The sequence below is a fragment of the Paenibacillus castaneae genome (assembly GCF_002884445.1).
Classification (GTDB): Bacteria; Bacillota; Bacilli; order Paenibacillales; family Paenibacillaceae; genus Pristimantibacillus; species Pristimantibacillus castaneae.
On sequence record NZ_KZ614144.1, the window covers coordinates 3,830,821 to 3,853,101 of the forward strand.

24 protein-coding genes are annotated in these 22,281 nt (G+C 43.6%); 5 read left to right on the forward strand and 19 right to left on the reverse strand.

Annotated features, from left to right (window positions below; genetic code table 11):
• Positions 1 to 44: 44 nt before the first annotated feature.
• Complete coding sequence (locus tag CEF13_RS17465) at positions 45 to 1,238, reverse strand: MFS transporter (protein WP_102712432.1); 1,194 nt, start codon at positions 1,236 to 1,238, stop codon at positions 45 to 47.
• A gap of 184 nt (positions 1,239 to 1,422) precedes the next feature.
• Here CEF13_RS17465 and CEF13_RS17470 point away from each other — a divergent pair, with 184 nt between their 5' ends.
• Together CEF13_RS17470 and CEF13_RS17475 are read left to right on the forward strand one after the other, a co-directional pair.
• Positions 1,423 to 2,892, forward strand: a complete 1,470-nt coding sequence (locus CEF13_RS17470) for an aminotransferase class I/II-fold pyridoxal phosphate-dependent enzyme (protein WP_102712434.1) — start codon at positions 1,423 to 1,425, stop codon at positions 2,890 to 2,892.
• 135 nt (positions 2,893 to 3,027) lie between these two features.
• Positions 3,028 to 3,444, forward strand: a complete 417-nt coding sequence (locus CEF13_RS17475) for a DUF1885 family protein (RefSeq protein ID WP_102712436.1) — start codon at positions 3,028 to 3,030, stop codon at positions 3,442 to 3,444.
• 67 nt (positions 3,445 to 3,511) lie between these two features.
• Here CEF13_RS17475 and CEF13_RS17480 read toward each other — a convergent pair whose 3' ends face one another.
• The 3 genes from CEF13_RS17480 to CEF13_RS17490 form a co-directional block, all read right to left on the reverse strand.
• Positions 3,512 to 3,820, reverse strand: a complete 309-nt coding sequence (locus CEF13_RS17480; RefSeq protein ID WP_102712438.1) for a DUF1292 domain-containing protein — start codon at positions 3,818 to 3,820, stop codon at positions 3,512 to 3,514.
• Positions 3,821 to 3,932: 112 nt separating this feature from the next.
• The gene (locus tag CEF13_RS17485; protein ID WP_102712440.1) at positions 3,933 to 4,496 is read right to left on the reverse strand and encodes a stalk domain-containing protein; all 564 of its coding nucleotides are present in this window, start codon (positions 4,494 to 4,496) and stop codon (positions 3,933 to 3,935) included.
• Positions 4,497 to 4,659: 163 nt separating this feature from the next.
• Complete coding sequence (locus CEF13_RS17490; RefSeq protein ID WP_102712442.1) at positions 4,660 to 4,863, reverse strand: hypothetical protein; 204 nt, start codon at positions 4,861 to 4,863, stop codon at positions 4,660 to 4,662.
• 122 nt (positions 4,864 to 4,985) lie between these two features.
• Between CEF13_RS17490 and CEF13_RS17495 the strand changes: the two genes are divergently transcribed.
• Complete coding sequence (locus tag CEF13_RS17495) at positions 4,986 to 5,717, forward strand: MBL fold metallo-hydrolase (RefSeq protein ID WP_102712444.1); 732 nt, start codon at positions 4,986 to 4,988, stop codon at positions 5,715 to 5,717.
• Positions 5,718 to 5,820: 103 nt separating this feature from the next.
• Here CEF13_RS17495 and CEF13_RS17500 read toward each other — a convergent pair whose 3' ends face one another.
• Together CEF13_RS17500 and CEF13_RS29505 are read right to left on the reverse strand one after the other, a co-directional pair.
• Positions 5,821 to 6,072, reverse strand: coding sequence for a DUF3892 domain-containing protein (locus CEF13_RS17500; RefSeq protein ID WP_102712446.1), 252 nt, complete (start codon positions 6,070 to 6,072; stop codon positions 5,821 to 5,823).
• 82 nt (positions 6,073 to 6,154) lie between these two features.
• A complete protein-coding gene (locus tag CEF13_RS29505; protein WP_279588835.1) occupies positions 6,155 to 6,280 on the reverse strand; it encodes a hypothetical protein in 126 nt (41 codons plus the stop codon).
• 287 nt (positions 6,281 to 6,567) lie between these two features.
• Between CEF13_RS29505 and CEF13_RS17505 the strand changes: the two genes are divergently transcribed.
• Positions 6,568 to 6,750, forward strand: a complete 183-nt coding sequence (locus CEF13_RS17505; RefSeq protein ID WP_102712448.1) for an aspartyl-phosphate phosphatase Spo0E family protein — start codon at positions 6,568 to 6,570, stop codon at positions 6,748 to 6,750.
• On the opposite strand, the gene CEF13_RS17510 is transcribed toward CEF13_RS17505, so the two are convergent.
• The 7 genes from CEF13_RS17510 to CEF13_RS17540 all read right to left on the reverse strand — a co-directional run bounded on the left by CEF13_RS17510 (position 6,745) and on the right by CEF13_RS17540 (position 14,906).
• Positions 6,745 to 7,098 (reverse strand): hypothetical protein, encoded by a 354-nt coding sequence (locus tag CEF13_RS17510; protein ID WP_102712450.1) that lies wholly within the window; start codon positions 7,096 to 7,098, stop codon positions 6,745 to 6,747. The two genes, CEF13_RS17505 and CEF13_RS17510, sit on opposite strands and share 6 nt — an antisense overlap.
• A 140-nt stretch (positions 7,099 to 7,238) precedes the next feature.
• Positions 7,239 to 9,113 (reverse strand): cellulase family glycosylhydrolase, encoded by a 1,875-nt coding sequence (locus CEF13_RS17515; RefSeq protein ID WP_102716428.1) that lies wholly within the window; start codon positions 9,111 to 9,113, stop codon positions 7,239 to 7,241.
• Positions 9,114 to 9,328: 215 nt separating this feature from the next.
• The gene (locus CEF13_RS17520) at positions 9,329 to 10,021 is read right to left on the reverse strand and encodes a uracil-DNA glycosylase (protein ID WP_280531310.1); all 693 of its coding nucleotides are present in this window, start codon (positions 10,019 to 10,021) and stop codon (positions 9,329 to 9,331) included.
• Between the two features lie 159 nt (positions 10,022 to 10,180).
• Positions 10,181 to 11,689 (reverse strand): arabinosylfuranosidase ArfA, encoded by a 1,509-nt coding sequence (gene arfA / locus CEF13_RS17525; protein WP_102712454.1) that lies wholly within the window; start codon positions 11,687 to 11,689, stop codon positions 10,181 to 10,183.
• A gap of 45 nt (positions 11,690 to 11,734) precedes the next feature.
• Positions 11,735 to 12,583, reverse strand: a complete 849-nt coding sequence (locus CEF13_RS17530; RefSeq protein ID WP_102712456.1) for a carbohydrate ABC transporter permease — start codon at positions 12,581 to 12,583, stop codon at positions 11,735 to 11,737.
• A 3-nt stretch (positions 12,584 to 12,586) separates the two neighbouring features.
• Positions 12,587 to 13,528 carry a carbohydrate ABC transporter permease gene (locus tag CEF13_RS17535; RefSeq protein ID WP_102712458.1) on the reverse strand — a complete coding sequence of 314 codons (942 nt, stop codon included), beginning with the start codon at positions 13,526 to 13,528 and terminating at the stop codon, positions 12,587 to 12,589.
• Positions 13,529 to 13,598: 70 nt separating this feature from the next.
• Positions 13,599 to 14,906 (reverse strand): ABC transporter substrate-binding protein, encoded by a 1,308-nt coding sequence (locus CEF13_RS17540; protein WP_244917091.1) that lies wholly within the window; start codon positions 14,904 to 14,906, stop codon positions 13,599 to 13,601.
• 301 nt (positions 14,907 to 15,207) lie between these two features.
• Here CEF13_RS17540 and CEF13_RS17545 point away from each other — a divergent pair, with 301 nt between their 5' ends.
• On the forward strand, positions 15,208 to 16,125 hold the full coding sequence (locus CEF13_RS17545) for an ArsR/SmtB family transcription factor (protein ID WP_102712460.1): 918 nt from the start codon (positions 15,208 to 15,210) through the stop codon (positions 16,123 to 16,125).
• Positions 16,126 to 16,231: 106 nt separating this feature from the next.
• Here CEF13_RS17545 and CEF13_RS17550 read toward each other — a convergent pair whose 3' ends face one another.
• The 6 genes from CEF13_RS17550 to CEF13_RS17575 all read right to left on the reverse strand — a co-directional run bounded on the left by CEF13_RS17550 (position 16,232) and on the right by CEF13_RS17575 (position 22,275).
• Positions 16,232 to 17,155 (reverse strand): N-acetylglucosamine kinase, encoded by a 924-nt coding sequence (locus tag CEF13_RS17550; RefSeq protein ID WP_102712462.1) that lies wholly within the window; start codon positions 17,153 to 17,155, stop codon positions 16,232 to 16,234.
• Positions 17,156 to 17,323: 168 nt separating this feature from the next.
• Complete coding sequence (locus tag CEF13_RS17555) at positions 17,324 to 18,463, reverse strand: exo-beta-N-acetylmuramidase NamZ family protein (RefSeq protein ID WP_102712464.1); 1,140 nt, start codon at positions 18,461 to 18,463, stop codon at positions 17,324 to 17,326.
• 63 nt (positions 18,464 to 18,526) lie between these two features.
• Positions 18,527 to 19,231: a PIG-L deacetylase family protein gene (locus tag CEF13_RS17560; RefSeq protein ID WP_102712466.1), complete on the reverse strand. Its 705-nt coding sequence runs from the start codon at positions 19,229 to 19,231 to the stop codon at positions 18,527 to 18,529.
• Between the two features lie 2 nt (positions 19,232 to 19,233).
• Complete coding sequence (locus CEF13_RS17565; RefSeq protein WP_102712468.1) at positions 19,234 to 20,199, reverse strand: GNAT family N-acetyltransferase; 966 nt, start codon at positions 20,197 to 20,199, stop codon at positions 19,234 to 19,236.
• A gap of 27 nt (positions 20,200 to 20,226) precedes the next feature.
• Positions 20,227 to 21,417 carry an anhydro-N-acetylmuramic acid kinase gene (locus CEF13_RS17570; RefSeq protein ID WP_102712470.1) on the reverse strand — a complete coding sequence of 397 codons (1,191 nt, stop codon included), beginning with the start codon at positions 21,415 to 21,417 and terminating at the stop codon, positions 20,227 to 20,229.
• Positions 21,418 to 22,275, reverse strand: coding sequence for a carbohydrate ABC transporter permease (locus CEF13_RS17575; RefSeq protein WP_102712472.1), 858 nt, complete (start codon positions 22,273 to 22,275; stop codon positions 21,418 to 21,420). It abuts the gene before it with no gap.
• Positions 22,276 to 22,281: the final 6 nt, after the last annotated feature.

Here is a 22,281-nt window from a genome sequence, read left to right on the forward strand (position 1 = left end):
TTTAAGGTCTATAACCTTTAGGATGGCCCCTTTTCCTGTTTACTCTATTTCGTACTATCCATTGACACAGTTGGTACATTTATTTTGTCCAGTTGACGGAATCGCATAAGCAGCAGAAGCGCCGCCAAGCACAGAATACCGCCGAGCAAATAAGGAAGTCCCATCTCAATCGTGAAGATGAAGGAACCTAGCAGCGGGCCGGCTATGCGCCCTAAACTGTCCATTGATGAGCTTAGTCCTGAAGCTACCCCCTTGCCTACCGTCGTCTTCTGCGTAATGAGCGAGGTGACGCAAGGACGGATTAGTGCGTTCCCGATACCGAATACAGCAAGCGACATCGTTGCCCACCATAGCGAGTGTGCACCTAACAAGAGGAAAAATCCAAGTGCCGAGATGACTAGGCCAATTGCAATATATTTCGGTTCCTCGCCATCCTTGATTCTCCGGCGCACAATACCGCCCTGCACAAGAGCGCCAACAAATCCGCATACAAAAAACAAAATGCCGACCTGCAGCGGAGTAACGTCAAAGCGGCGCATGCCGAAGAACTGCAAGGTTGCTTCTAAGCCAGCCAACGTAAAGGTTACAAAAAAGGCTAATACATACAAATATTTGAGTGGTCCTGTAAAAGCAGCCCAGCGCGAAACCCTCTTCTCCGATGATTTCTGCCGCTCATGGGGAGCAAGCGATTCCTTCAGCTTCACAGCAGCAAGCACGAATGTGACAAGTGCCAAAACCGAAGCTGCATAAAAAGGGGTTTCCAGTGAGATCACACTAAGTAATCCTCCAAAGCCTGGCCCTATTGTGAAGCCAAGTCCAATGGACATGCCGACGAGTCCCATTCCCTTTGTACGATGCTCCGGGGGCGTGATGTCTGCTACATAAGCGACAATAACCGATGCGACTGCACCGGAGAATAATCCACCAAGAACTCGTGACAAATACATAAGCGTCAAGCTGCCGGACGATAATCCAAATAATAGAAAGCTTGCAGCGAAGCCTAATACGCCAATCAATATAATAGGTCTTCTGCCTATTCGATCAGACAGACTTCCCCAGAACGGAGATAAGAAGAGTGAGACGGCGGAATAAATGGCCAACATGCGGCCTGTATGTAATTCCGCTTTACTAGGATCTGCGGCTTGAATAATCTCGGGCATAACCGGGATAATAATGCCGAAACCAATAAATGTTGTCATTAAAATAGCCATTACAATAAGCATGCGTTTATCCTTCATGTTTGAATCCCTCCACCAACCTATGTTACCACATTCCAATATCTATCATGTATGAACAATTGACGAACATATAGAGATTACGTGCTTCTGTACAGCTCTCGTATTAAAATTGAAGCTTGCAATCCCCCCTGTATTTGCTATACTCAATTTTGTTTGTTACCTCAATGGAAAGGCAGGGATAGCGATGGATCATAATAAAACCCCGCTCTTCACCGCACTTCGCCGTCATGCGGAGCAAGATCCCGTTCAGTTTCATATACCTGGACATAAAAAAGGCTTGGGCAGTGATTCGGAATTTCGCGAATTTATCGGCGATAACGCATTGTCGATCGATTTAATCAATATAGCGCCGCTCGATGACTTGCATCAGCCAGTCGGAGTTATCGAAGAAGCGCAGAAGCTTGCTGCCGATGCTTTCGGCTCGGACTACACTTATTTCTCTGTACAAGGAACAAGCGGCGCCATAATGACGATGATATTAACCGTATGTGCACCAGGAGACAAAATCATTGTTCCGCGTAATGTACACAAATCCATTATGTCTGCTATTATTTTCGCAGGAGCTAGACCTGTATTTATCTCACCAGCGCGTGATAATAATCTTGGAATAGACCACGGCATTACAACCCGTTCCGTACGCAAGGCATTGGAGCGCCATCCAGATGCCAAAGCCGTTCTAGTTATCAATCCGACTTACTTTGGCATATGTGCTAATTTAAAAGAAATAGTCGAACTCGTTCACAGCTTCGACATCCCTGTGCTTGTGGACGAGGCGCATGGCGTTCTCATTCATTTCCACGAGAAGCTACCCATGTCAGCGATGCAAGCCGGCGCAGATATGGCTGCTACAAGCGTGCATAAGCTAGGCGGCTCAATGACCCAAAGCTCTGTGCTTAACGTTCGCAAGGGACGTGTCAATCCGCATCGCATTCAAACCGTAATCAGCATGCTTACAACTACGTCAACATCGTATATTTTGCTTGCTTCGCTTGATACGTCAAGACGCAATCTTGCCTTGAATGGGCACGCTCTTGCTGAGCGCACCATTGAGCTTGCTCAATATGCTCGTCAGCAAATCAATGAAATTCCGGGACTGCATTGCTTTGGAGAAGAAATTCTTGGCGGCGAAGCGACTTACGACTATGATCCGACCAAGGTTTCCATTCACGTGCGGCATCTCGGCATCACTGGATATGAAACGGAAAACTGGCTGCGCGACAATTATAATGTGGAAATTGAAATGAGCGATATGTATAACATTCTTTGCTTAGTTACGCCGGGAGATACCTCCGATTCCATATCAAAATTGTTAATTTCGCTGCGAGGCTTGTCCGAGCACTTCCATGAGGGCGCTGAAGCGAGAGAATTAATTGTCAAAATACCGGATATCCCGCAGTTGTCCTTAACACCTCGTGATGCTTTCTACGGCGAAACCGAGGTCATACCATTCAAGGAATCTGCTGGTCGTATTATCGCAGAATTTATATACGTTTACCCGCCGGGTATTCCAATTCTGCTGCCTGGTGAAGTCGTAACGCAAAAAAACATCGATTACATCGTAGATCACGTCGAGGTTGGCTTACCTGTCAAAGGGCCAGAGGATCGCAGTATTCAATTTGTTAAAGTTATTGTTGAAGAAACAGCTATTTCATAATCAATCCACAATAACCGATTATGTGAGCCCCCATAAGGCTTCATAATCGGTTATTTATGTTATCCTTTTAAGTGTATATCCACTTATTGTCAACCCAATTTTTGCATGCTATGATGTTGGCAGAGGTGAGATGCGATGAGTCAAAGCGCTTACATTAAATTTGTGCAAGGATCATCCGTTGAAAGACTAAGCTTAGAAGAAGCGAAGGGCGTGCTCTCGCAGTATAAAGAGCAAACCGCCCTAACCGGCCAACAGCTAGACTGGAACTACGCAGAAGCTGCATTCCCTTATACTTTCGAATCGAAACAAGATGATCGTTGGTTTTTTTTGAAAGGTATTAACCCTCTTTATAAGTACATTCTGTTCGGTACAGGTGAAGCAAACAGCGCGGCAGGGCATATGGTTCCTTGCGTTCAGGTTGTCCTTCCTGACGAAGCGACGCACGGCGATAAAGCTAAAGCTAATGAGCTATGCAAATATATAGCCAAGCAGTTGAAAGCGGAGCTGACGATGTTTAATGGACGAACGATTTATTATTACCCTCGCAAATAACACAAAAAAGATCCGCGAAAAGTTCTCGCGGATCTCTCTTATTATGCGTTTGATGGATCAATACGACTTAGTTCTCTTCGTTCTCGGTACGGGCGATCTCTTCGTAGATAGCCGTTACGCGATCCCACTCTGCATCGTCTTCGATTCCGACTAGGAAGGATTCGTCGTTCTCTTCTTGAATACGGAAAATAACGCCATCCGCTTCAGGATCATTACGATCCAGCAGAACAGCATAAACATTATTGTCGGATTCAAACGTATAAACCATGACCATTTCGCGTTCTTGGCCCTCGTCATCAGTCACGATTAAGACTTGCTCTTCATGCTCGTGGTCTTCTCCACAACCGCAATCAGCTCCATGTTGGTGCTCGCTCATGATATTACCCCATTTCAATGATGTATACAGACTAGTTTATCCTAGCAGATTCTATATAGTCGGTCAAATAAACGCCCCTCCTTAACGTAGGGACGTTTATTTGAATGCTAAATTAAAGCGACGAAATGATCTTTTCTGAGATAACCGTCCATTCATCCGAGCCCTTTGTTTTCACAAAGAAACGAATTGGATATTTCCCGCTGGATTCGAATTTATATTCGATATCCTCCGTTGCATACCAGAAATTGTCGCTTGTAGGATTAACATTGCCTGTTTGGATCACTTTCTCTTTGCCGTTAGGATCGAAAATCGATATCTTAACAGCAGTAATATCCGTCTTCAAATTATCAATTTGAGCGAATACCTTAAAGCTTCCTTGATAGCCTTTGTTTACATTTCCAAAAACGGTATTGTTTCGGAAGAGAAACATGTGTACATTAGGCTTATACAATGTTGCACGTTTGTTCTGATTGTCCCACTCAACGATGGCTTGCATAGAAGATGCTAATTGGCGTAGCGGCAAGTAGGTTTTGCCGTCAGCGACTAAACCACCATCATCCTGCTCAATCCCGTTAATAAAGACACGAACCTTCTGTGATGCAGAATCTGCAAAAAGCATCGTACCTCCCCAAAGGGATAATACAATTAGCAGAATCGCAACTTTTCTGAACCTCATAGTTGTAAACCTCCATCCGATTGCCTGGATGTAAGTTTATACTCGTCTTTTCAAGCAAAGTTGCGCCAATAGATAAACTATTTTTGCATCCGGCGACATTCGACCTGCGCTGTCATTTGGTGTTGAAAGCTGCGCTTGCCTGGGAAATAATAATGCCGGTTTATTACCCAAGTCTTCTCGTCAGCACGCACGGAACACCTTTACCTAAAGCGCCTGGCAATTTCATTCTTGCGAGATAGCTCATTCCTCTAGCACAGGGCGTTTTGCACACTGCACAAGTATCAGAAAGCACAAGTTTGTACGAGTACTGCTTCCGTTCGCTTGAAGTCTGTTTTTTCTTAGCTATTTTTCCTTTTCCTTTGCTCATCCTTTGTTCCCTCCACTAAGCATATTGCTTTAGCATTGTATGTAGGAACGAGCGATTGTGCATCTGCAATTGTCAAGCGATTGCAATTTTTGATACATTTATATATGGAAGATGAAGGAGATATGAACATGCACATTCGAATGGTTGGGACAGGCAGCGCTTTTGCAAAAAAATATGATAATAACAACGCCTTATTAGAAATAGAAGGCTTTCGCTTGCTTATCGACTGCGGGATCACGCTGCCGAAAGCATTGCATCAAATTGGGCATTCCTTCACTGATCTGGATGCCGTATTAATCAGCCATATTCACGGGGACCATGTGGGCGGATTAGAAGAATATGCTTTCCAAATGATGTTCAAATTTAACCGCAAGCCTATTCTTTATATCGCTGAAACACTAATCGATCCCTTGTGGGAGCACACGCTTCGCGGAGGATTAACACAAGAATCGTTAACGAAGCTTGAGGATTTCTTCGAAGTTCGCCCACTCGCAATCAACCAAGACATTCAGCTTCATCCCGGCCTTAGTGTGAAGCTGCTGGAAACGAAGCATATTGCTAATAAGCAAAGCTACTCTTTCTTGTTTAATCAACGTTTCTTTTACTCTGCCGATATGCGTTTCGATGGCGAGCTGCTTCAGCAGCTTGTGGATGAAGGAGTAAGCACCATTTTCCACGATTGTCAGCTGGTGGCGCCAGGAGTCGTCCATGCGTGCCTGGATGAGCTTCTAACGCTTCCCGAATCCATCCAGAGGAAAACTTGGCTCATGCACTATGGAGACGCTATAGAGGAGTATGAGGGTCATACGGGGCATATGCGAATAGTAGAACCGCATAAGAGTTATGAGATATAACAGCTGTTGGCGCCTCATGGATACGGTGAACCAATAAACTCAGAAGAAAGGCGCCAGCATCGTTATGCTTAGCGCCTTTCTCTTTGCATTAAAATCACTTATTTTAGAATAGGGGAAGCTGATCCAAATTATTGGTAGGGTCACCGTCCGCATCTCCACGGATATAGAATTCTCCATCTTTGCCTTTGAAGGTGTTAACGCCAGCAATTTGACCGGCTTGCACTTCTTGAAATGCCGTTGCATAGTCAAGCTCGCGTCCGCTTGATGTTTTGAATGCAGTCAAATCTCCGTCTCCATCCTTTTTAACTGCAACAATGCGCTCTCTCGAATCTTGTCCGCCAATCGTATTACTCATTTTTTCGTTAGCTCCTTTCGCAATTACAGAATATACAGCGAATCTATATGTTACCCTCTTCAAGGCTAATCATACGCTTAGCCTAATCCGTATCATCCTTGGATAGAGAATCATTGAATGCGAATCTGGCAACTGCATAAATGACTATACCAATAATGCCGAACAACCCCAATAACCAAATGATCAAATATCCATACTGTTCCGCCAACAGAAACCGCCTCCTGAGCGCTTTCTATTAAGGTATGTGTATAGCAGATATTTTAGTATACCTTCTCGTTTGGGCATCGCCTAGGCATAACAAATTCCCGAGTGCTGTTTAGCCTCAGGAAATGTTTCAGATTCGTTATATTCGTTTAATTATGTTAAAGAAAGCTCATGCATGGACATGAATAACCATCAAATATTTAGAAATCTAACTAAAACCTAATCTTCATTTGGAACCGTCCTAACAACTATTCATTATGTTTGTATTAACAAATATAGGAGGGAATTATTATGAATAACTGCTATTGCTACCGACATATTGAAGAAGTCAGAGCCGAAATGATACGTGTGTTTGAAGCATGCAATAATTTCACAGATGGAGCAGTCGTCAAAATCAGCCAACAGCTGGATGCGCTCCTTATCGAGCATGCCTATTGTACAGCGAGCTCTGCCAATAGACGAATCGATTTATAGCGTATAAAATTCAATTGCGTTGCTTTCATCTTTCACAGCTGCCATTACAAGCTTCAAGCCATCTTCCGCCCACTCTTCGGCTACTTCTGGCTGTGTGAAATCCAGATCAACAATCGCACTGTCCCAAATTTCTATAGCATCTTCCTGCCCAGACCCATTAATAAAACTTAATTTAAAAATCATTGGATCGGTTTCATCATCATAAAATTCCGATACTTCGAACCCAGTAAACTGCTTTACCGCTATTTTGTAATCCACATCATTCTGTAAGCGAATAAGCCCCTTCTGTCCGATTAATTTATTCATTACCGCAGCAAATTGATTGTGCATTTCATTGTTATATAACATGTTCCAGCTCCTATGTATGTCGTTCAATCCACTTTCTATCTCTACATAAGCCATTATTACTGACAACGTTTCAAATTGCAATGAGATATTGAGGCTGGCAGGAATTGATCTTACACATCCCAAGCAGCCCCTTACTCATACTATTTATGTTTACTGTTAGCTTTACGCATACGATATATACCGATTAATACAAAAGCAGCCGCAATTATTGCTATGATTATATACAGCATGACGTTATTTCCAGCTGGTGATTGGGAATTAGTTAATGGCGTTAAGGATTCCTCCCTATCTGATTCTGCGTTTGCTGCTGTTTGAATGCTAGGCTCATCAACCGTTTCTTCTTTCTTTGCAGCATCCTTCTGCTCTTCTGTAGACGATAAACCAATTACGTTCGAACCTGTCTTCGTTATAGTGTATGGAATAATTTCACCGCTCCAGAAATGCATATTCAGCTTTATTTCCCCGTCTTTGACTTGTTCAAAAAAAGCCTTTGTCAGTTTGATCTCGCTAGCGTCATACGCAGGCGAAAATGACTGATTAAATTCCTTAAATGAAGTCCAATCACTTGGGCCTGCGTTTCCGCCGGAAGTATATACGGCTTCCATTGTAGCTAAGCGATCTCCATGAAATAGAGTTGGAATGGCAAATAACGAATCCAGACCGTCTGCGTTTTTCAAGATTGGCGTATCATAATTAATAACGTTAATCTCCCATTTGGCGCCTGCTGAGAACGTACAGACCAAATTTGCGATCACACCATACTCTTTGGTTATAAGAGTCTCTAGTAGACTTGATTTTATGACTAGTTTCTCCTCATTCAGCTCATAATCCGTACCACTAGCTAATATTTTGTCTCCTATTTTGATGTCTTGCAATGTATTACCATTCAATTGCAGCGCTATATCCGCATCTATGATCGGCTCGTCTTTTTTAATAAAAATATAATCCTTGTCCGCTATCGAAGATCGGCCGTATTTATCTGCCATCATAACTTCATAAAGGGTAGGATCATTCCATTGAAGCGTACGCCTATTGAAATGCTGTCCATTGTCCCAAAGCATGAGTGTGAATTTTTTTTCTTTGGCATAATAGTTGATGAAATCAAAATACTTCAAAATCTCACCGCGCTCAATCGTATCATATGATTTATCAAAACCTAGCAATCCAATCTCGCCAACAACTACAGGAATGCCTTTAGCGCTGAATGTATCATACGTTCGATCAAAGGCTTCTATTAGATCGCGCTTAGCGTCTTCATCAAAAGTTGTTTTGCCAGCAAGATTTACACTAAACGGATAAAATCCATAATAATGAAAAGTTGCAATGATATGCTTGTCCTTTAATGTGGAGATCGTTTTGTACAATTCATCTAATCTTGCTTGAGAAGGAGAAGCCGTAACGGTTGACAATACAAGCGGACGTTCCGCATTATTCCCCCCCGACTTCCGAACAATATGGAAGAAGGATGTATTCAGCTCATCCAGCATTTGAAAATATTCAGGCGCATCCTTGCCCCAATCCTCAGAAAACCGAGGTTCATTTATGCTCTCGAACATGAGCTTATGCGAATAGCCTTTGAAATGTTTAGAAATTTGTGACCAGGCGGCGTTGAATCTAGCCATCACCTCATCATGCTCGGATGCCATATTAAAAACCCAGCTTGAATCATGATGAAGATTGATCATGACATAAAGCCCTGCTTCCAGCGACCAATCAACCACCTCTTGAATGCGGTCCATAAATACTTTGTCAATGATGTAGTCAGGCTCGACACCCATTCGATGTTTCCATGTAATAGGAATTCGTATGCTTTTATAGCCGGCAGCAGCGATTTGAGCAATAAATTCCTTCGTAGTTGAAGGGTTGCCCCACGATGTCTCAGCGCCTGTTGCATCAAACGTATTGCCAAGGTTCCACCCAGGCTGCATAGCTTCAACATAGGTTTGCATAGCATTCTGTTTCTCTTTTGATTCCGCCTTTACTTGAATAGGTAGAGTAAACAAAGCAAATACCATTGTAAATACGATGGATAACAGCAATAATTTATGTTTCACGTTAAACTCCTTTTCAAATTAAATTTCCCCTACCATTATGTATGCGCTTTCTTATTTAACGGCATTAATCGCCTCCTTATACAAACTGTATCTTTTTTTACATTAAAAGTATAGACGTTAAATAAGCGCGTCGTATGAACATATTGAGACATTTAAACAGCGTTCAGATTTTTTTATTATTCATCCAGCTCAGACAGCATCGGCAAACACCAATCGATAGGCTCGCTCCCGATCCTTTCTAGAAACATATTGGTCCGTGAGAAAGGCTTGCTTCCGAAGAAGCCTTTTCGTGCTGCAAATGGGCTCGGGTGAGGAGATTCAATAATATAATGCTTGTCCGCAGCAATATGTGATGCTTTCGACTGCGCATACTTGCCCCATAAAATAAATACAACTGGTTTTTCTCTATCATTTAAGGCTGCAATGATAGAATCAGTAAAGCGTTCCCAACCGATTCCTTGATGCGAATTCGGATTTCCCTCCTCCACAGTCAATACCGTATTAAGAAGCAGCACGCCTTGCTTTGCCCACGAAACTAAACTGCCATGATCCGGGATGCTGCAGCCTATATCCGCTTCCAGCTCTTTATAAATATTTCTTAGGGAAGGCGGCAGTTTCATCTCTTTTTGGACTGAAAAGCTGAGTCCTTGCGCTTGGTGAGGACCATGATAAGGATCTTGCCCCAAAATCACTACCTTTGTCTGTTCAAATGAGGTATAAAGCAGCGCATTGAAAATATGCTCTCTCTTCGGGTAAACCGTTGCTGTTTTATATTTTTGCTCTAGCCATGCCAGCAGCTCAGACATATATGGTGCCGTGAGCTCTTTCTCTAGCCGCTCGGACCAATCATTATTTAATGGTATAATCACGAATTCCAACTCCTTCTGTTTGGATAAGAAAAAAACCTCCCCCGCCATTACCTGAACGCTCAGGCCATGGCGAAGGAGGATCAAGTACGCGTATTATCCAGCGCTTTTCTATTCATTCTAGCATAGGAAGAACTCGTGTTCAATCATTCTGATAGAGATCTAGAGCTGCTTTCCCAACCTAATCACATGCCAAGAGTGCTTTGGCAGAATTGCCTCCAATACTCCGTCCTTTACAGCGGACTGCCCATTGTTATGCGGCTTCACGTTCTCTCCATCTATCGAATTCACAGCTTTCAAATTTTCATTCTCCAGCACGATATGTTCGATTACGCTATAGCCCGGGAAGCTGCGAATATCGCATTCCAATAATAATGATTCCTCCAGGCTCCGATTTATGGCGAATACTGTAACAACTTCTTTTTCATTGTTATAAACAGCGACGCTATCCAAATAGGGTACATCGGAGAAATCTTTCGAATCGTATTTATCAGATATTATGACCGGCTGCAGGGCAATTCCTCGGCCATATATCGAAGCATGCAAATACGGATAATAGATGCACTGTTTCCATGAGCCTCCCCCATTTACTGTCATAATCGGAGCAATCACATTGACCAGCTGTGCTAAACAAGCTATTTTGACACGATCCGCATGCTTCAGCAGTGTAATCAGCATGCTTCCGACGAGCAAAGCATCCTCAAAAGTGTATATATCCTCCAATTGAGGCGGCGCTATAGACCAAGGCTCAATTTGTTTATCTGATTCATTGGAATGAAACCATACATTCCATTCATCAAAGCTCAAGTTGATCGTTTTCTTGCTGCGTTTCTTTGCTTTAATATAGTCACAGGTAGATTTGATCGTTTTGATGAAATGATCAAGATCCATTGAATAAGCTAAGTAATTTGCCGTATCACCGCTGCGGTTTCCATAATATTGATGAAGCGAGACATAATCGACTGCATCATAGGTATGCTCAAGCGAGGTCGCTTCGTATTGCGGAAAGGTAGCCATTGCTGTATTGGAGCTTCCGCAAGAGACCAGCTCGATTGTCGGATCTACCCACTTCATCACCTTAGCGGTCTCTAGAGCGAGACGGCCGTATTCGTCAGCCGTTTTATGCCCGATTTGCCAAGGTCCATCCATTTCATTCCCTAAACACCAGGTCTTGATAGCATGGGGCTGCGCATAGCCGTGCTGCTTACGCAGATCACTCCAATACGTTCCACCAGGATGGTTGCAGTATTCAAGCAAATTCCGAGCCTCATCAATGCCTCGCGTTCCCAAATTAACCGCCATCATCACCTTTGTGCCAACGCTTCGGGCCCAATCTACGAACTCATTCGTTCCAAATTGATTCGTTTCAATCGTCCGCCAAGCAAGCTCCAGCCTTCTCGGTCTATTCTCTCTCGGTCCAACCCCATCTTCCCAGTTATAGCCGGATACAAAATTGCCGCCGGGATAACGAACAATCGGTACCTGAAGATCAGTAATCAACCTGCTGACGTCCTTGCGGAAGCCATTCTCATCCGCTTCTGGATGATCTGGCTCATAGATGCCGCCATAGACCGCACGTCCAAGATGCTCAATAAAGGATCCATATATACGAGAATCAATTTCAGATATGGCAAAATCATTTTCTAGCGTCATTTTTGCTTTGAGTGGCATAGGCTCACCTTTCCTAATTGAAATCATGTTTGTGTGTCAGCGTACTTACCCTTTCACACCGCCTGCGGTCATTCCTTCAATAAAGTATTTCTGGAAAAACAAGAATACAAGCAGAATAGGTACAATTGCTACTACCGCGCCCGAGATCAGCATATCGAAATTATTGCCGTAGGGCGTTAACAATGTCGCTAAGCCGATCGGAATCGTCAGCTGCTCAGTCGTACGCAGAACGATTAACGGCCACAGGAAGTTATTCCATGCGAATAACGCTTGCAGAATAGCCATGGACGAGAATGCCGGCGCCATGAGCGGCATCATTATTCGGAAGAAGGTACCAAACTCTGTCGTACCGTCAACACGTGCAGCGTCTAAGAAGTCTTTGGGCAGACAGCTGGCGTATTGTCGGAAGAAGAAGATCGGCAGCGGCGCAGCTGCAAAAGGAAGGATGACACCCCAAATGCTGTTGATAAGATTCAAGTTTATGGAGAGCTTGTACAGAGGAAGTATAATAATTTCAATCGGCACCATCATCGTAATCAATACGAGTGCGAAGATGAAGTTGCGGAATCTGAATTGATAAACTGCCAAGCCGTACCCAACCATGGAGGAGAAAAACAAGCATAATACAGTGAAGATGGCTGTAATGACCAAGCTGTTCTTGTACCATGTCAAATAAAGGGAATTGCCTGTAAACAGATACGTATAATTTTTGAAAGAAAAAATGTCCGGGCTGATCCTCAAGTTCAAACCAAATCGCATAAGCTCCTGTGCCGGTTTGAACGAAGCGATCAACAACGTGACCAGCGGGAACAGCGCAAATACAGCGAATACGATGAACAGGAGAAGAAGCAGTACCGTATTCATCGACCATTTATGTTTCTCTGTCGTTTTCATACCCTACTCCTCCTTCTTGAACATACCGAATAATTTAAGCTGCCCTATTGTGATGATAAATGTGAGCACAAGCAAGGCGATTCCAACCGCAGAGCCGAGACCCAGATTGTTCTGCTCGAGCCCGTTTCGGTATAAATAACCTACAATTGTAAGCCCAATATCATTTGGTGAACGATTGCCGTTCCACAGCATATAGCTTTCGGTGAACATTGAATAACCGCCGTAAATGCTGATCGTGAATACATAGATCGTTATTGGTTTAAGCAGCGGTATCGTAATCCATGAAAACTTATGCCATTTCGAGGCGCCGTCAATCTCAGCTGACTCATACAATTCCTTCGGAATGTTCTGAAGCCCTGCCATGAAGTAGAGCAGATTGATACCGATCCAGCGCCAGGCTGCTAGCGTCACTAACGTAAACATGGCTAAGTGTTCCTTGCCCAGCCAGCGCTGCTTCTCAAAGCCAAACGAGGTAATAATCGTATTCATTAAGGAGCCTTCCAATTCACCGAAAGTGAGGCGGAATATCGTACCTGCAACGACGACTGATGTCAGAGCCGGTATAAACAGCGTTGAACGGAAAAAGTTTTTGGCCACCATCATTTTCGAGTTTAGGAAGACCGCTAAGAGGAGTGGAATCGGAATGAGGATCAGTAAGGAAAATAAAGTATATTTACTGCTGTTCGTAATCGCTTTCAAAAATGTTGGATTCCATAGTCCCCGATAGTTAGACAATCCGATATATTTGACTTGGCCGGGAAGAACTTCCTGAAAGCTCATATTAATAGCTGATAAGACCGGATAAGCAAAAAAGATTAAAAAAGATAGTATGAAGGGCAGCACGAAAAAGTAAGGAGCAACCTTCTGTGAATACAAAATACTAGACTTTTTTGCAACCTTAAGCGGTTCAACAGTCTTTGCCGCCTCAGGCGAATGGTTTGCCATACAGCTCTTCCCTCCCTATTCGAATAACAGTATCACTAGCCCCACTGAGGCTAGTGATACCTTTGAGGCTTTATTTAGACAATTGAGCAGCTGCTTCCTTCAGCACCTTATCAACATCTTCATTATCCAGCAAGGTGCGAACGAGAATGGACGTACGGAAGGAATCAGAAATGTTCGGCGTATTCTCGTTAATAATTACACCTTCAATTTCGGATTTGACTTCAGTCAATACATCGAAAATGTTTTCTCCGAAATACTCCGTAAATTTGTTGGACTCTTTCAAAGCAGGATCTGTCCAAACGTCAGAACGGAGCGGATCAAAGCCAAGCTGCTTCCAAATCGCGATGTTGCCTTCTTTGCTGATCTTCGCGAAAGCTAGGAATGCCTTGGCCAAATCTGGATTTTTAGATGTTTTCGTGACAGCCGTTCCCGTACCGCCCATTCCTGCAGAGCGCGGATCCCCTACTTTCCAAGCTGGCATTGGCTTAATAATAATTTTGCCTTTCAAATCCGGCATATAATCAGTGAACCGGCCCATGTACCACATCGGCATCCATACGGAAGCTGAGCCGCCGCTGTTCATTAAGCCATAATATTCCTCACTGTGATGATTGCCGCCCGGTGTCGCTATGGCAATGCCTTGTTTGATCAAGCCTTGCTGCCATTTAAGCGGATTGGCAACAATTGGGCTTGTAATATTAATTTTACCATCAGCGGTTTGGAGGTCGTCATTTCCTGGCGCCTGTGCTACCTGCGGCCATAGCGACCACAAATCGGCTGATTCAATTGTAGTCATCGGTACACCGGTTTTTTCATGTACCTTCTTGCCTGCCGTTTCGAAATCGGCCCATGTTTTAATATCGTCAGCATTGACGCCTGCTTTGTCGAGAATTTCTTTGTTATAGTAGATGACGGCTGCTCCAACATGGAAATCTATGCCGTAATAATTGCCGTCTTTTGCATAAATATCAAGTCTTGATTTCACCAAATTATTAATTTCAGGATCGATCACATCATTTAGAGGAAGAAGCTGCGGGTCGCCTTTGAGGAAGTTCGGAAATTTATTCAGTTCAATGTCTGCAAGATCAGGTGCGCCTTTACCAGATTGGAGCGCTACCAACAGTTTGTTATGCATATCATCGTAAGGGAATGTGTTAGCGACCAACTCAATTTGTTTATCTGGATTAGCTGTGTTCCAACGTTTCGCCATATCCTCGTAGAACGTTTGATGAAGCTCGTTGAATGTCCAGAGCTCCAACTTGGTCTTTTTCGAGCCCGATCCTCCATCTTTTTCTGTCTTATTGTCGCTCGAGCAGGCTGAAAGTGCCATAGTTAGCATAACCAGAAGAGAAAGCATGACTAATAATTGCTTCTTCACTTCATTTCCCCCTTATAAAATAAAATTCTATGCTTAATCCCTTAGGGATCGAAGCCAATTCAGGGTAAAGCGAATTCGTTTTAGACTTTTGTGATTTTAGTTTAGATAAGTCTAAATCAGTCAATGAATTCATCATAATAAGGACGGTTTTATTTGTCAATAAGAAATGTATGCGTTTACTTAATTTTATTTATTTTAAATTTATTTAAAGTAAACCACGATTCCCCTCTTTTCAACTCGCTATCATTTGATTTATAATGAATCAAAAGAATTTTCTTCCAGAGAGGGGCGACCAACCACCTTGATTCATATCAAAGAGCTCCGTTCGGGTTTAAATATTTTTAAAGCGCTTAGCTCGGAAATCCGAATCGAAATATTAGAATTGCTGACGAAATACGACAGCTTGAATTTAAACGAGATCGCCGAGAAGCTTGGACTTACAAACGGCGCTATCACTATGCATATTAAGAAGCTGGAGGAAAGTGGCCTTATTGACATTACAACAGCTGTCGGACGGCATGGGATTCAAAAAATATGTTATCTGAACGAAGATATGCTATCCGTTGAACTGAGAAGCAAAAGCCCAGAGAATGTATATGAAGTGGAAATTAAGGTCGGCCACTACTGTGATTATGACGCAGAGCCAACCTGTGGGTTGGCTACGAAGGACAGTATCATCGGCGAATTCGACAACCCTCGCTATTTCGCCGATCCTCAGCATATCAATGCAGGTATCGTCTGGCTTGCCAAAGGTTTTCTAGAATATCGAATCCCAAACTATCTCAAGCCTAATCAGCGTTTCAGCGAGCTTCAATTTATGTTGGAGATCAGCTCCGAAGCGCCCAGCTTCAATGACAACTACCCATCCGATATTGTGTTCAGCGTAAACGGCGTGGAGATTGGCGTGTGGACGTCCCCCGGCGACTTTGGCCAAGTACGCGGGAAAAATAATCCCGAATGGTGGCCGCCTCACCTGAATCAATACGGGATGATGAAACTTGTACGCATTAACGAGAATGGTTCTTTTATTGATGGCTGCCTCATCTCAAATGTCACAATAGCCGATATTCAACTAAATCCGAATGCGGATATTAAATTCAAGATCGGTGTCGCACAAACGAAAAATGTCGGTGGTTTAACGATCTACGGACAGCATTTCGGCAATTTTAAACAGGATCTGATCGCAAGGGTTATTTATGAGATTGAAGATAAAGCTTAGCTTGTACCCCCTCAAGTAAACCAAAAAAATATGTCTAAGTGAGTTATGGGTTATGCCCATACGGAACATTCACTAAAGACATATTTTTTGTTTATCATCTAAATGATTAGCAGCAAGAGGAATGTAGACGCCCCAGCGCCATAAGCACCGCACCGTAAGACGCATCTTTTTTGGCAGCAATAGCATCCATTCTAGGATATCGCTGCTTCAGCATCTCAACAAATGCAGTCCGTACATAATCAGCGTTAAGCAGCACACTTCCCGCCATTGCCAATATGCCCTCCTGCTGCGATAGCCTTTCCACAACAGGTACTGCCAGATCAAGCAAGGAGCTGGCGTTTTTCTTCGCGATGGATAGTGCCGCTATATCACCTGCCGAGCAGGCAGCTGATAAGATAGGGGCTAGAGCCGCAATATCTTTTTTATTCGTACCTTTGTCATATACAAAACCGATTATTTGCTGAACCGTTTCCACTTGAAGCTGATCATACACCATGTTAGTAATTGCCGTTTGAGATAAACGACCATCACTTGCCTGCACGACAGCAGAAAGTAAATCACGCCCAATGCTGTAGCCGCTTCCCTCATCATCTATAAGGTGGCCGAATCCACCCGTTCGATGAGAAATACCGAGTTTATTTTTCCCATAACAGATAGACCCAGTACCGGCAATTAGAATGATCCCATGCATGGAATCCTGCGCGCCGTAAAGTGCCGTTTCATGATCGCCAGTAATATTCAGGCCTCCTTGATACCCGCACTCCCTAACGTTAGCTTCCAGCCGAGCAATAACAGTCGGATTGCTAACTCCCGCTGCGCCGATACAGATCTGGGCACAATGTGTCAGTCCTCCGCAAATCTTCGCAATTTTCTCAAATATTTCTTGGAAGCTCCAACGAATGCTAGTCTCGTCTTGTCCATTGTAGTTAATCGCACCAGAAATAAAAGTTTGTATGACTAGACCATTCTCATCAGCTACTGTCACAGAGGTTTTGGTGCCGCCGCCGTCCAATCCCGCGACAAATCTCATCCCTATGCTCACGTCCTTATTCTCTTAGACTAATTTCTTAGATTGAAACGCTCATCTGACCTTTAGGCAGAACGGTGCCGTTCAAAATTTGTATCAAAGATCCAAATGTAACCATTAACTGGCCAATTTCTTTCTAAGCGAAAGATTATTCATAGCCTTCTCTTCTCCTCAATATAGATGAAACTGCTGCTTTAAATGGGCAAATTCTCGGCTTTCCTCGCGGAATTGCTCCATTACGCTTGGCACATCTATGAATTCGTCACGATACACCTTATCTCCGCATAATAAATCTATAAAAGGTGTGCCGTTTTCCTTCACAGGCGGCAGAAACGAAAATTGCTCATAGTTTTCCTTGATAGTGAACAGAAGAGAAACACCTGTTTCCACTGTATTTACCGCGCGTGAATCCCTTACGTAAAGCTGGACACCGCCGCAAAGCTCTCCTTTATGTTTAGAGAAGGTAGGCTTGAAATAAACCGGACGGAATAACACCCCCGGCAGCTTCTTTCCGTTCATTTCATCCGCTAGCCTCTGAGGATCGATAAATGGCGCGCCGATCATTTCGAAAGGAAAGGCGGTCCCTCTTCCTTCAGATAAATTTGTACCCTCAAATAAGCAAGTGCCGCTATAGAGCAAGGCTGAATCGAAACGCGGTATGCCCATGGAGGGATGTACCCAAATGCGGCCGGTATCCGGGAATTGCATACGGCGCTCCCAACCTTCACAGAGCACCACATTCAGTTCGCAATTCCAATTCATTTGTTCGTTAGCCATTGCAGCAACCTCGCCGGCAGTTAGACCGTAGCGTACAGCGAGAGGATAATTGCCAACAAAGGATTGATAGCCCTGCTTCAAAATATTCCCTTCTACAGTCAAGCCGTCTAGCGGGTTAATTCGGTCGAGCACAACAAATGCTTTCCCTGCTTTAGCGCAGTCCTCCAAAGCATAGAGCATGGTGTAAATAAAGGTATAATATCGTACTCCCACATCCTGTATATCGTAAACAACCATATCCACCTCTTGGAGCATCGCCTCAGTCAATCGTTTTGAATCCTGACGATACAAGCTATGTACCGGTACACCCGTACCAGGATCCAGATAGGTATCAACAAACGCTCCTGCATCTTGATCCCCCCTCACACCATGCTCTGGCGAAAATAAGGCGACAAGATTGAAATTTTCATGCAGAATTTGAATCGTTGATTTAAAGTCGTTATTTAGCCCCGTCGGAGCTGTAATCAATCCCAGCCGTTTTCCCCTGAATAAATGAGCATATTGAGCAATGCAGTCAATTCCGTTAAGGATCATAACGGCCTCCTAAGTTTATTGTTAGTCGTAACCATCTCAACCGATTGCCCTGTTACCCTTTTATTATAATTCAGTTCTAAGTACGCGCATCGTTTCCTCTGGAATCATGAACGTCTCCGCATATTCCTTCCTTGCTTCAATTCCGCGTACTCTAGACAAGTGCTTATAGTATTCTAAATAAGGAAAGGATTTGCTTCCTGTTACAAACCAATGGAGGGACACCGCCTTGATCCATAAATCATAGGCTTCCTTGGAGAAGTCCACATAAATATAAGGTTTATATTCGACCGCATCCTCCCAGTTCTCGGCATAATACAGCCTTGAAGCAAAGAAGGAAGGCTTCTCGCGCTTCATTGGAGCCAGCCCTGCAAAGAATCGTGCATCATTGACGATGAGATGGGTAGTCGTATGATCCTTGTGCATACTGTTTTTAAAGTGAGTAATAATGACATTCGGACGCACATCGCGAATGATATCACATACCCGCAGGCGCATTTCTTCATTATCCTGCAATTCCCCGTCCGGAATATCGAAGACAATGGCCTCACCGCCTAGCATCTCTGCAAAAGCATTAGCTTCCCGAACCTTCTGTTCACGATATTCACTGACATCCTGGCCTGCCGGAACCCCGCGTTCACCCGCAGTGAGCGCTAGTGTGACGATCCGATCCCCTTTAAGAGAATGGCTTGCCAATACTCCCCCGGCAGTAAGCTCCATATCACCTACATGACCGCCAATGGCCAAAATAGTCAATTTCGGTTCACTCATCTTTAAAACTCCCTTCTCATTACGGCAAATTGTTTCGCAGGTTGAAAACCAGCCTTCTCGTAGATACGAATAGCAGGGTTCGTGCTTCCTGTAAATAAAGACATATATACAGCATCTATGCTCCGAAAGGCTTCACAGAGTCGAAAGAACAGAATACTGCCGAGTCCATGTCCCTCGTGCTCCGGATGTACGCCGATGCCCGCAAAATAGGCGCGTCCATTGTCCTGACGGATGACAGGACCGGCAAACCCGACTGCTTTGCCTTTATACGCCGCAATTACCATAGGCACACCGCTCGCCGTATAATCCGGAATTTGTTTCTTCCACAAGGGATTATTAAATATTGCCACCATTTCTTTCACACCGCTGTGCTTTGCAGGATCAAACATCTCTACACGATAGCCTTCTGCAGCTGCTTTGTTTTCTTTGGCTTTTATATCGTCTGGAATTGAGAAAAAGGAAAGATTTAAGTACATTGCACATTGTATTGAACGAACTTTATACCCGCAACTAAGCAGGAAAGAATACAGCTCGCTATCTAACGGCACGCCGGGAGCATTATTATGCTCATGCTTTGGGGTATCCGGAATATACCAAGGTAATAACATCGGATTAAAAAAAAGGATATCTGCCTGTTTCTTGCCTAATTGTTGAAAGCTAAACTCTAATGCCTGCAGCATGAGTCTGCTGTTCTCATCTTTCTTATTATCACTGGATACTACGATACAGGTGATATAACCCGCTATGTCTCCCAGTGGCAAGTCATCTCCTGTACATCCGCAGGCGAAGCCCTTCACTTCATCCGATTCCAGCCAAACAAATGTCGTTTCCTTTTTAAAATAAGAGCTGGACAAAAATATGTGCCTGAAGTCAGCTTCAGTAAGCTCCTTATATCCATCTTTCAATGCTTCCTTGTTCCATAAAGAAATAACGTCGTGAATGTATTGATTATCCCAAGCCTTGATCATGATAGGCAGCCTCCGTCCTAGTATAATCTAGTAAGATATTTTCCCCATGATCACGCTGCGCTGTGCTCCTGTGACATTCGGGAGATTATTTGGCATTCGGGATAAGGTATAGTCAGCAAGCAAAGCGAATGCAACCGCCTCTTTGGCATCGCTATTCCCGCCAACTTCCTCTTGTGTAAGCACCTGTACGCCCATAGGCTCCATTTCTTCCTGAAGAAATCTTATGAGTACGGGATTATAGCATCCTCCGCCCCCCACTATCATCACATTCGAAGGACTACTCTCCCTTATAAAGCGGCGATAAGCTTCTCCAATCGACCACGCAGTAAGCTTAGTTACAGTGGCTATGAGATCATTGGGAGGAAGGTTATTCTCTCGTTGATAGCTAAGCAGCCAATCTACGTAAGAAGCACCGAACCGCTCTCTGCCGGTTGATTTCGGCAAAGGCAGCTTATAGTAAGCCTCTTGCTGAAGCAAATGAAAGAGAGCAATATTCACTTGCCCTTTTTGAGCAATAGCGCCTCCGGCATCCATCGTTTTTTCTCCGGCGTACAGACTCGCTACCACACCGTCAATCAACATATTGCCTGGACCCGTATCGAAAGCAAAAACCTGTTCAGGTGCTGCCCCAGCAGGAATGACAGTAATATTACCGATACCGCCGATATTTTGCAGCAGCAAGGATCGGTTATCCTCCCGATATAACAAGTATTCCGTAAACGGAACGAGCGGCGCGCCTTGTCCGCCAACGGCCATATCCGCTACGCGGAAATCAGATACACAAGGAACTCCTGTTCTGGCGGATATAATTGCTCCTTCTCCAATTTGTACCGTGTAATGCAAATCATAACCGTCTATATACTCATTTTCTGGGGCATGATATATGGTTTGTCCATGGGAACCAATGACCGCAATATCTGAAGCTTGGAGTCCGGCTTTCGCAATAACAGACAATGCTGACTTTGCATATAGCTCACCAAGCCATACGTTCATGCGTCCGACTCTATCAACTGTTGCCTTACTAGGGTCAAATAACGAAAACAATTTTTCTCTGACAGATTTCGGATACGGCGTATTCTCAAATGCAATGAGTTTAACCTCGGGCCGATCACCAAGCGAACCACTAATTTGAACTACTGCTGCATCTATACCATCCACTGATGTACCAGACATCAAACCTACGACATAGCGACAATTGTTCACAGAGACAGTTGACATTTAGCCTTTCACCGCTCCTACAGTAACTCCCTCAAGGAAGTATCTTTGCAAGCTGAAAAAGAGAATAAACATGGGCAAAGCAGAGATTGTAGCGCCTGCCATCATGGGAGCGAAATAAGTTGTATTAGCAAATCGGAAGTTTTTCAAGCCAACCTGAATGGTTTGCATATCCATTGTATTCGTAACTAGAAATGGCCAGAAGAAGGTATTCCAGCTATCCATGAACGTAAGTATGGCCATAACCGCCATAACGGTCTTAGATAGCGGCAGGATCATTCTGATATAAATTTGAAACTGATTGCAGCCTTCAATTTTAGCACTTTCAATAATTTCCTTCGGAATGGTCGTCATAAATTGCTTGGCGAGAAAAATATTATAGACGGTAACTAAACCAGGTAAGATCAAAGCGCTATAGGTGTTCTGCATATTGAAAACATTTACAATGAGAATGTATAAAGGCACTTGAGTTACCTGATAAGGAATCATCATCGCACAAAGCAATAAACCAAAGAGAAATGTTTTTCCTTTAAACTGAATTTTCGAGAATGCATAACCTGCAAGGCTAGCAAAAAAAACATTGGAAATCATAATACTTGTCGCCACTATGAGCGAGTTTGTAAGCCATCTAAACGAATATATGCTGTAATCAAAGAAAAACTTGTAGGAATCGAGAGAGATCTTCGTAGGTATCAGCGAGTAACTCATTGCACCTGCCTCAACGGGATCTCCAAAGGAAGAAATAAGCATAAAATAAATTGGAAATATGGTTGCTAAAGCAAACAATGAAAGCAGGATAATGATGATTGTGTTTCGAACATATTTCATTTTGATATTTACTAAATGATTATTAAACAGCATGTGCTG

Coding starts and splice junctions, on each gene's coding strand:
- CEF13_RS17515 (WP_102716428.1), bottom strand. CDS start 9,113: ATGGTATTTGCTTTGTTTACTCTACCTATTCAAGTAAAGGCGGAATCA.
- CEF13_RS17480 (WP_102712438.1), bottom strand. CDS start 3,820: ATGAGCGAGCACCAACATGGAGCTGATTGCGGTTGTGGAGAAGACCAC.
- CEF13_RS17465 (WP_102712432.1), bottom strand. CDS start 1,238: ATGAAGGATAAACGCATGCTTATTGTAATGGCTATTTTAATGACAACA.
- CEF13_RS17500 (WP_102712446.1), bottom strand. CDS start 6,072: ATGAGTAATACGATTGGCGGACAAGATTCGAGAGAGCGCATTGTTGCA.
- CEF13_RS17535 (WP_102712458.1), bottom strand. CDS start 13,528: ATGGCAAACCATTCGCCTGAGGCGGCAAAGACTGTTGAACCGCTTAAG.
- CEF13_RS17550 (WP_102712462.1), bottom strand. CDS start 17,155: ATGAGATTTGTCGCGGGATTGGACGGCGGCGGCACCAAAACCTCTGTG.
- CEF13_RS17560 (WP_102712466.1), bottom strand. CDS start 19,231: ATGAGTGAACCGAAATTGACTATTTTGGCCATTGGCGGTCATGTAGGT.
- CEF13_RS17490 (WP_102712442.1), bottom strand. CDS start 4,863: ATGAGCAAAGGAAAAGGAAAAATAGCTAAGAAAAAACAGACTTCAAGC.
- CEF13_RS17555 (WP_102712464.1), bottom strand. CDS start 18,463: ATGATCCTTAACGGAATTGACTGCATTGCTCAATATGCTCATTTATTC.
- CEF13_RS17510 (WP_102712450.1), bottom strand. CDS start 7,098: ATGTTATATAACAATGAAATGCACAATCAATTTGCTGCGGTAATGAAT.
- CEF13_RS17530 (WP_102712456.1), bottom strand. CDS start 12,583: ATGAAAACGACAGAGAAACATAAATGGTCGATGAATACGGTACTGCTT.
- CEF13_RS17485 (WP_102712440.1), bottom strand. CDS start 4,496: ATGAGGTTCAGAAAAGTTGCGATTCTGCTAATTGTATTATCCCTTTGG.
- CEF13_RS17575 (WP_102712472.1), bottom strand. CDS start 22,275: ATGCTGTTTAATAATCATTTAGTAAATATCAAAATGAAATATGTTCGA.
- arfA (WP_102712454.1), bottom strand. CDS start 11,689: ATGCCACTCAAAGCAAAAATGACGCTAGAAAATGATTTTGCCATATCT.
- CEF13_RS17495 (WP_102712444.1), top strand. CDS start 4,986: ATGAACATGCACATTCGAATGGTTGGGACAGGCAGCGCTTTTGCAAAA.
- CEF13_RS17505 (WP_102712448.1), top strand. CDS start 6,568: ATGAATAACTGCTATTGCTACCGACATATTGAAGAAGTCAGAGCCGAA.
- CEF13_RS17475 (WP_102712436.1), top strand. CDS start 3,028: ATGAGTCAAAGCGCTTACATTAAATTTGTGCAAGGATCATCCGTTGAA.
- CEF13_RS17570 (WP_102712470.1), bottom strand. CDS start 21,417: ATGTCAACTGTCTCTGTGAACAATTGTCGCTATGTCGTAGGTTTGATG.
- CEF13_RS17470 (WP_102712434.1), top strand. CDS start 1,423: ATGGATCATAATAAAACCCCGCTCTTCACCGCACTTCGCCGTCATGCG.
- CEF13_RS17565 (WP_102712468.1), bottom strand. CDS start 20,199: ATGATCAAGGCTTGGGATAATCAATACATTCACGACGTTATTTCTTTA.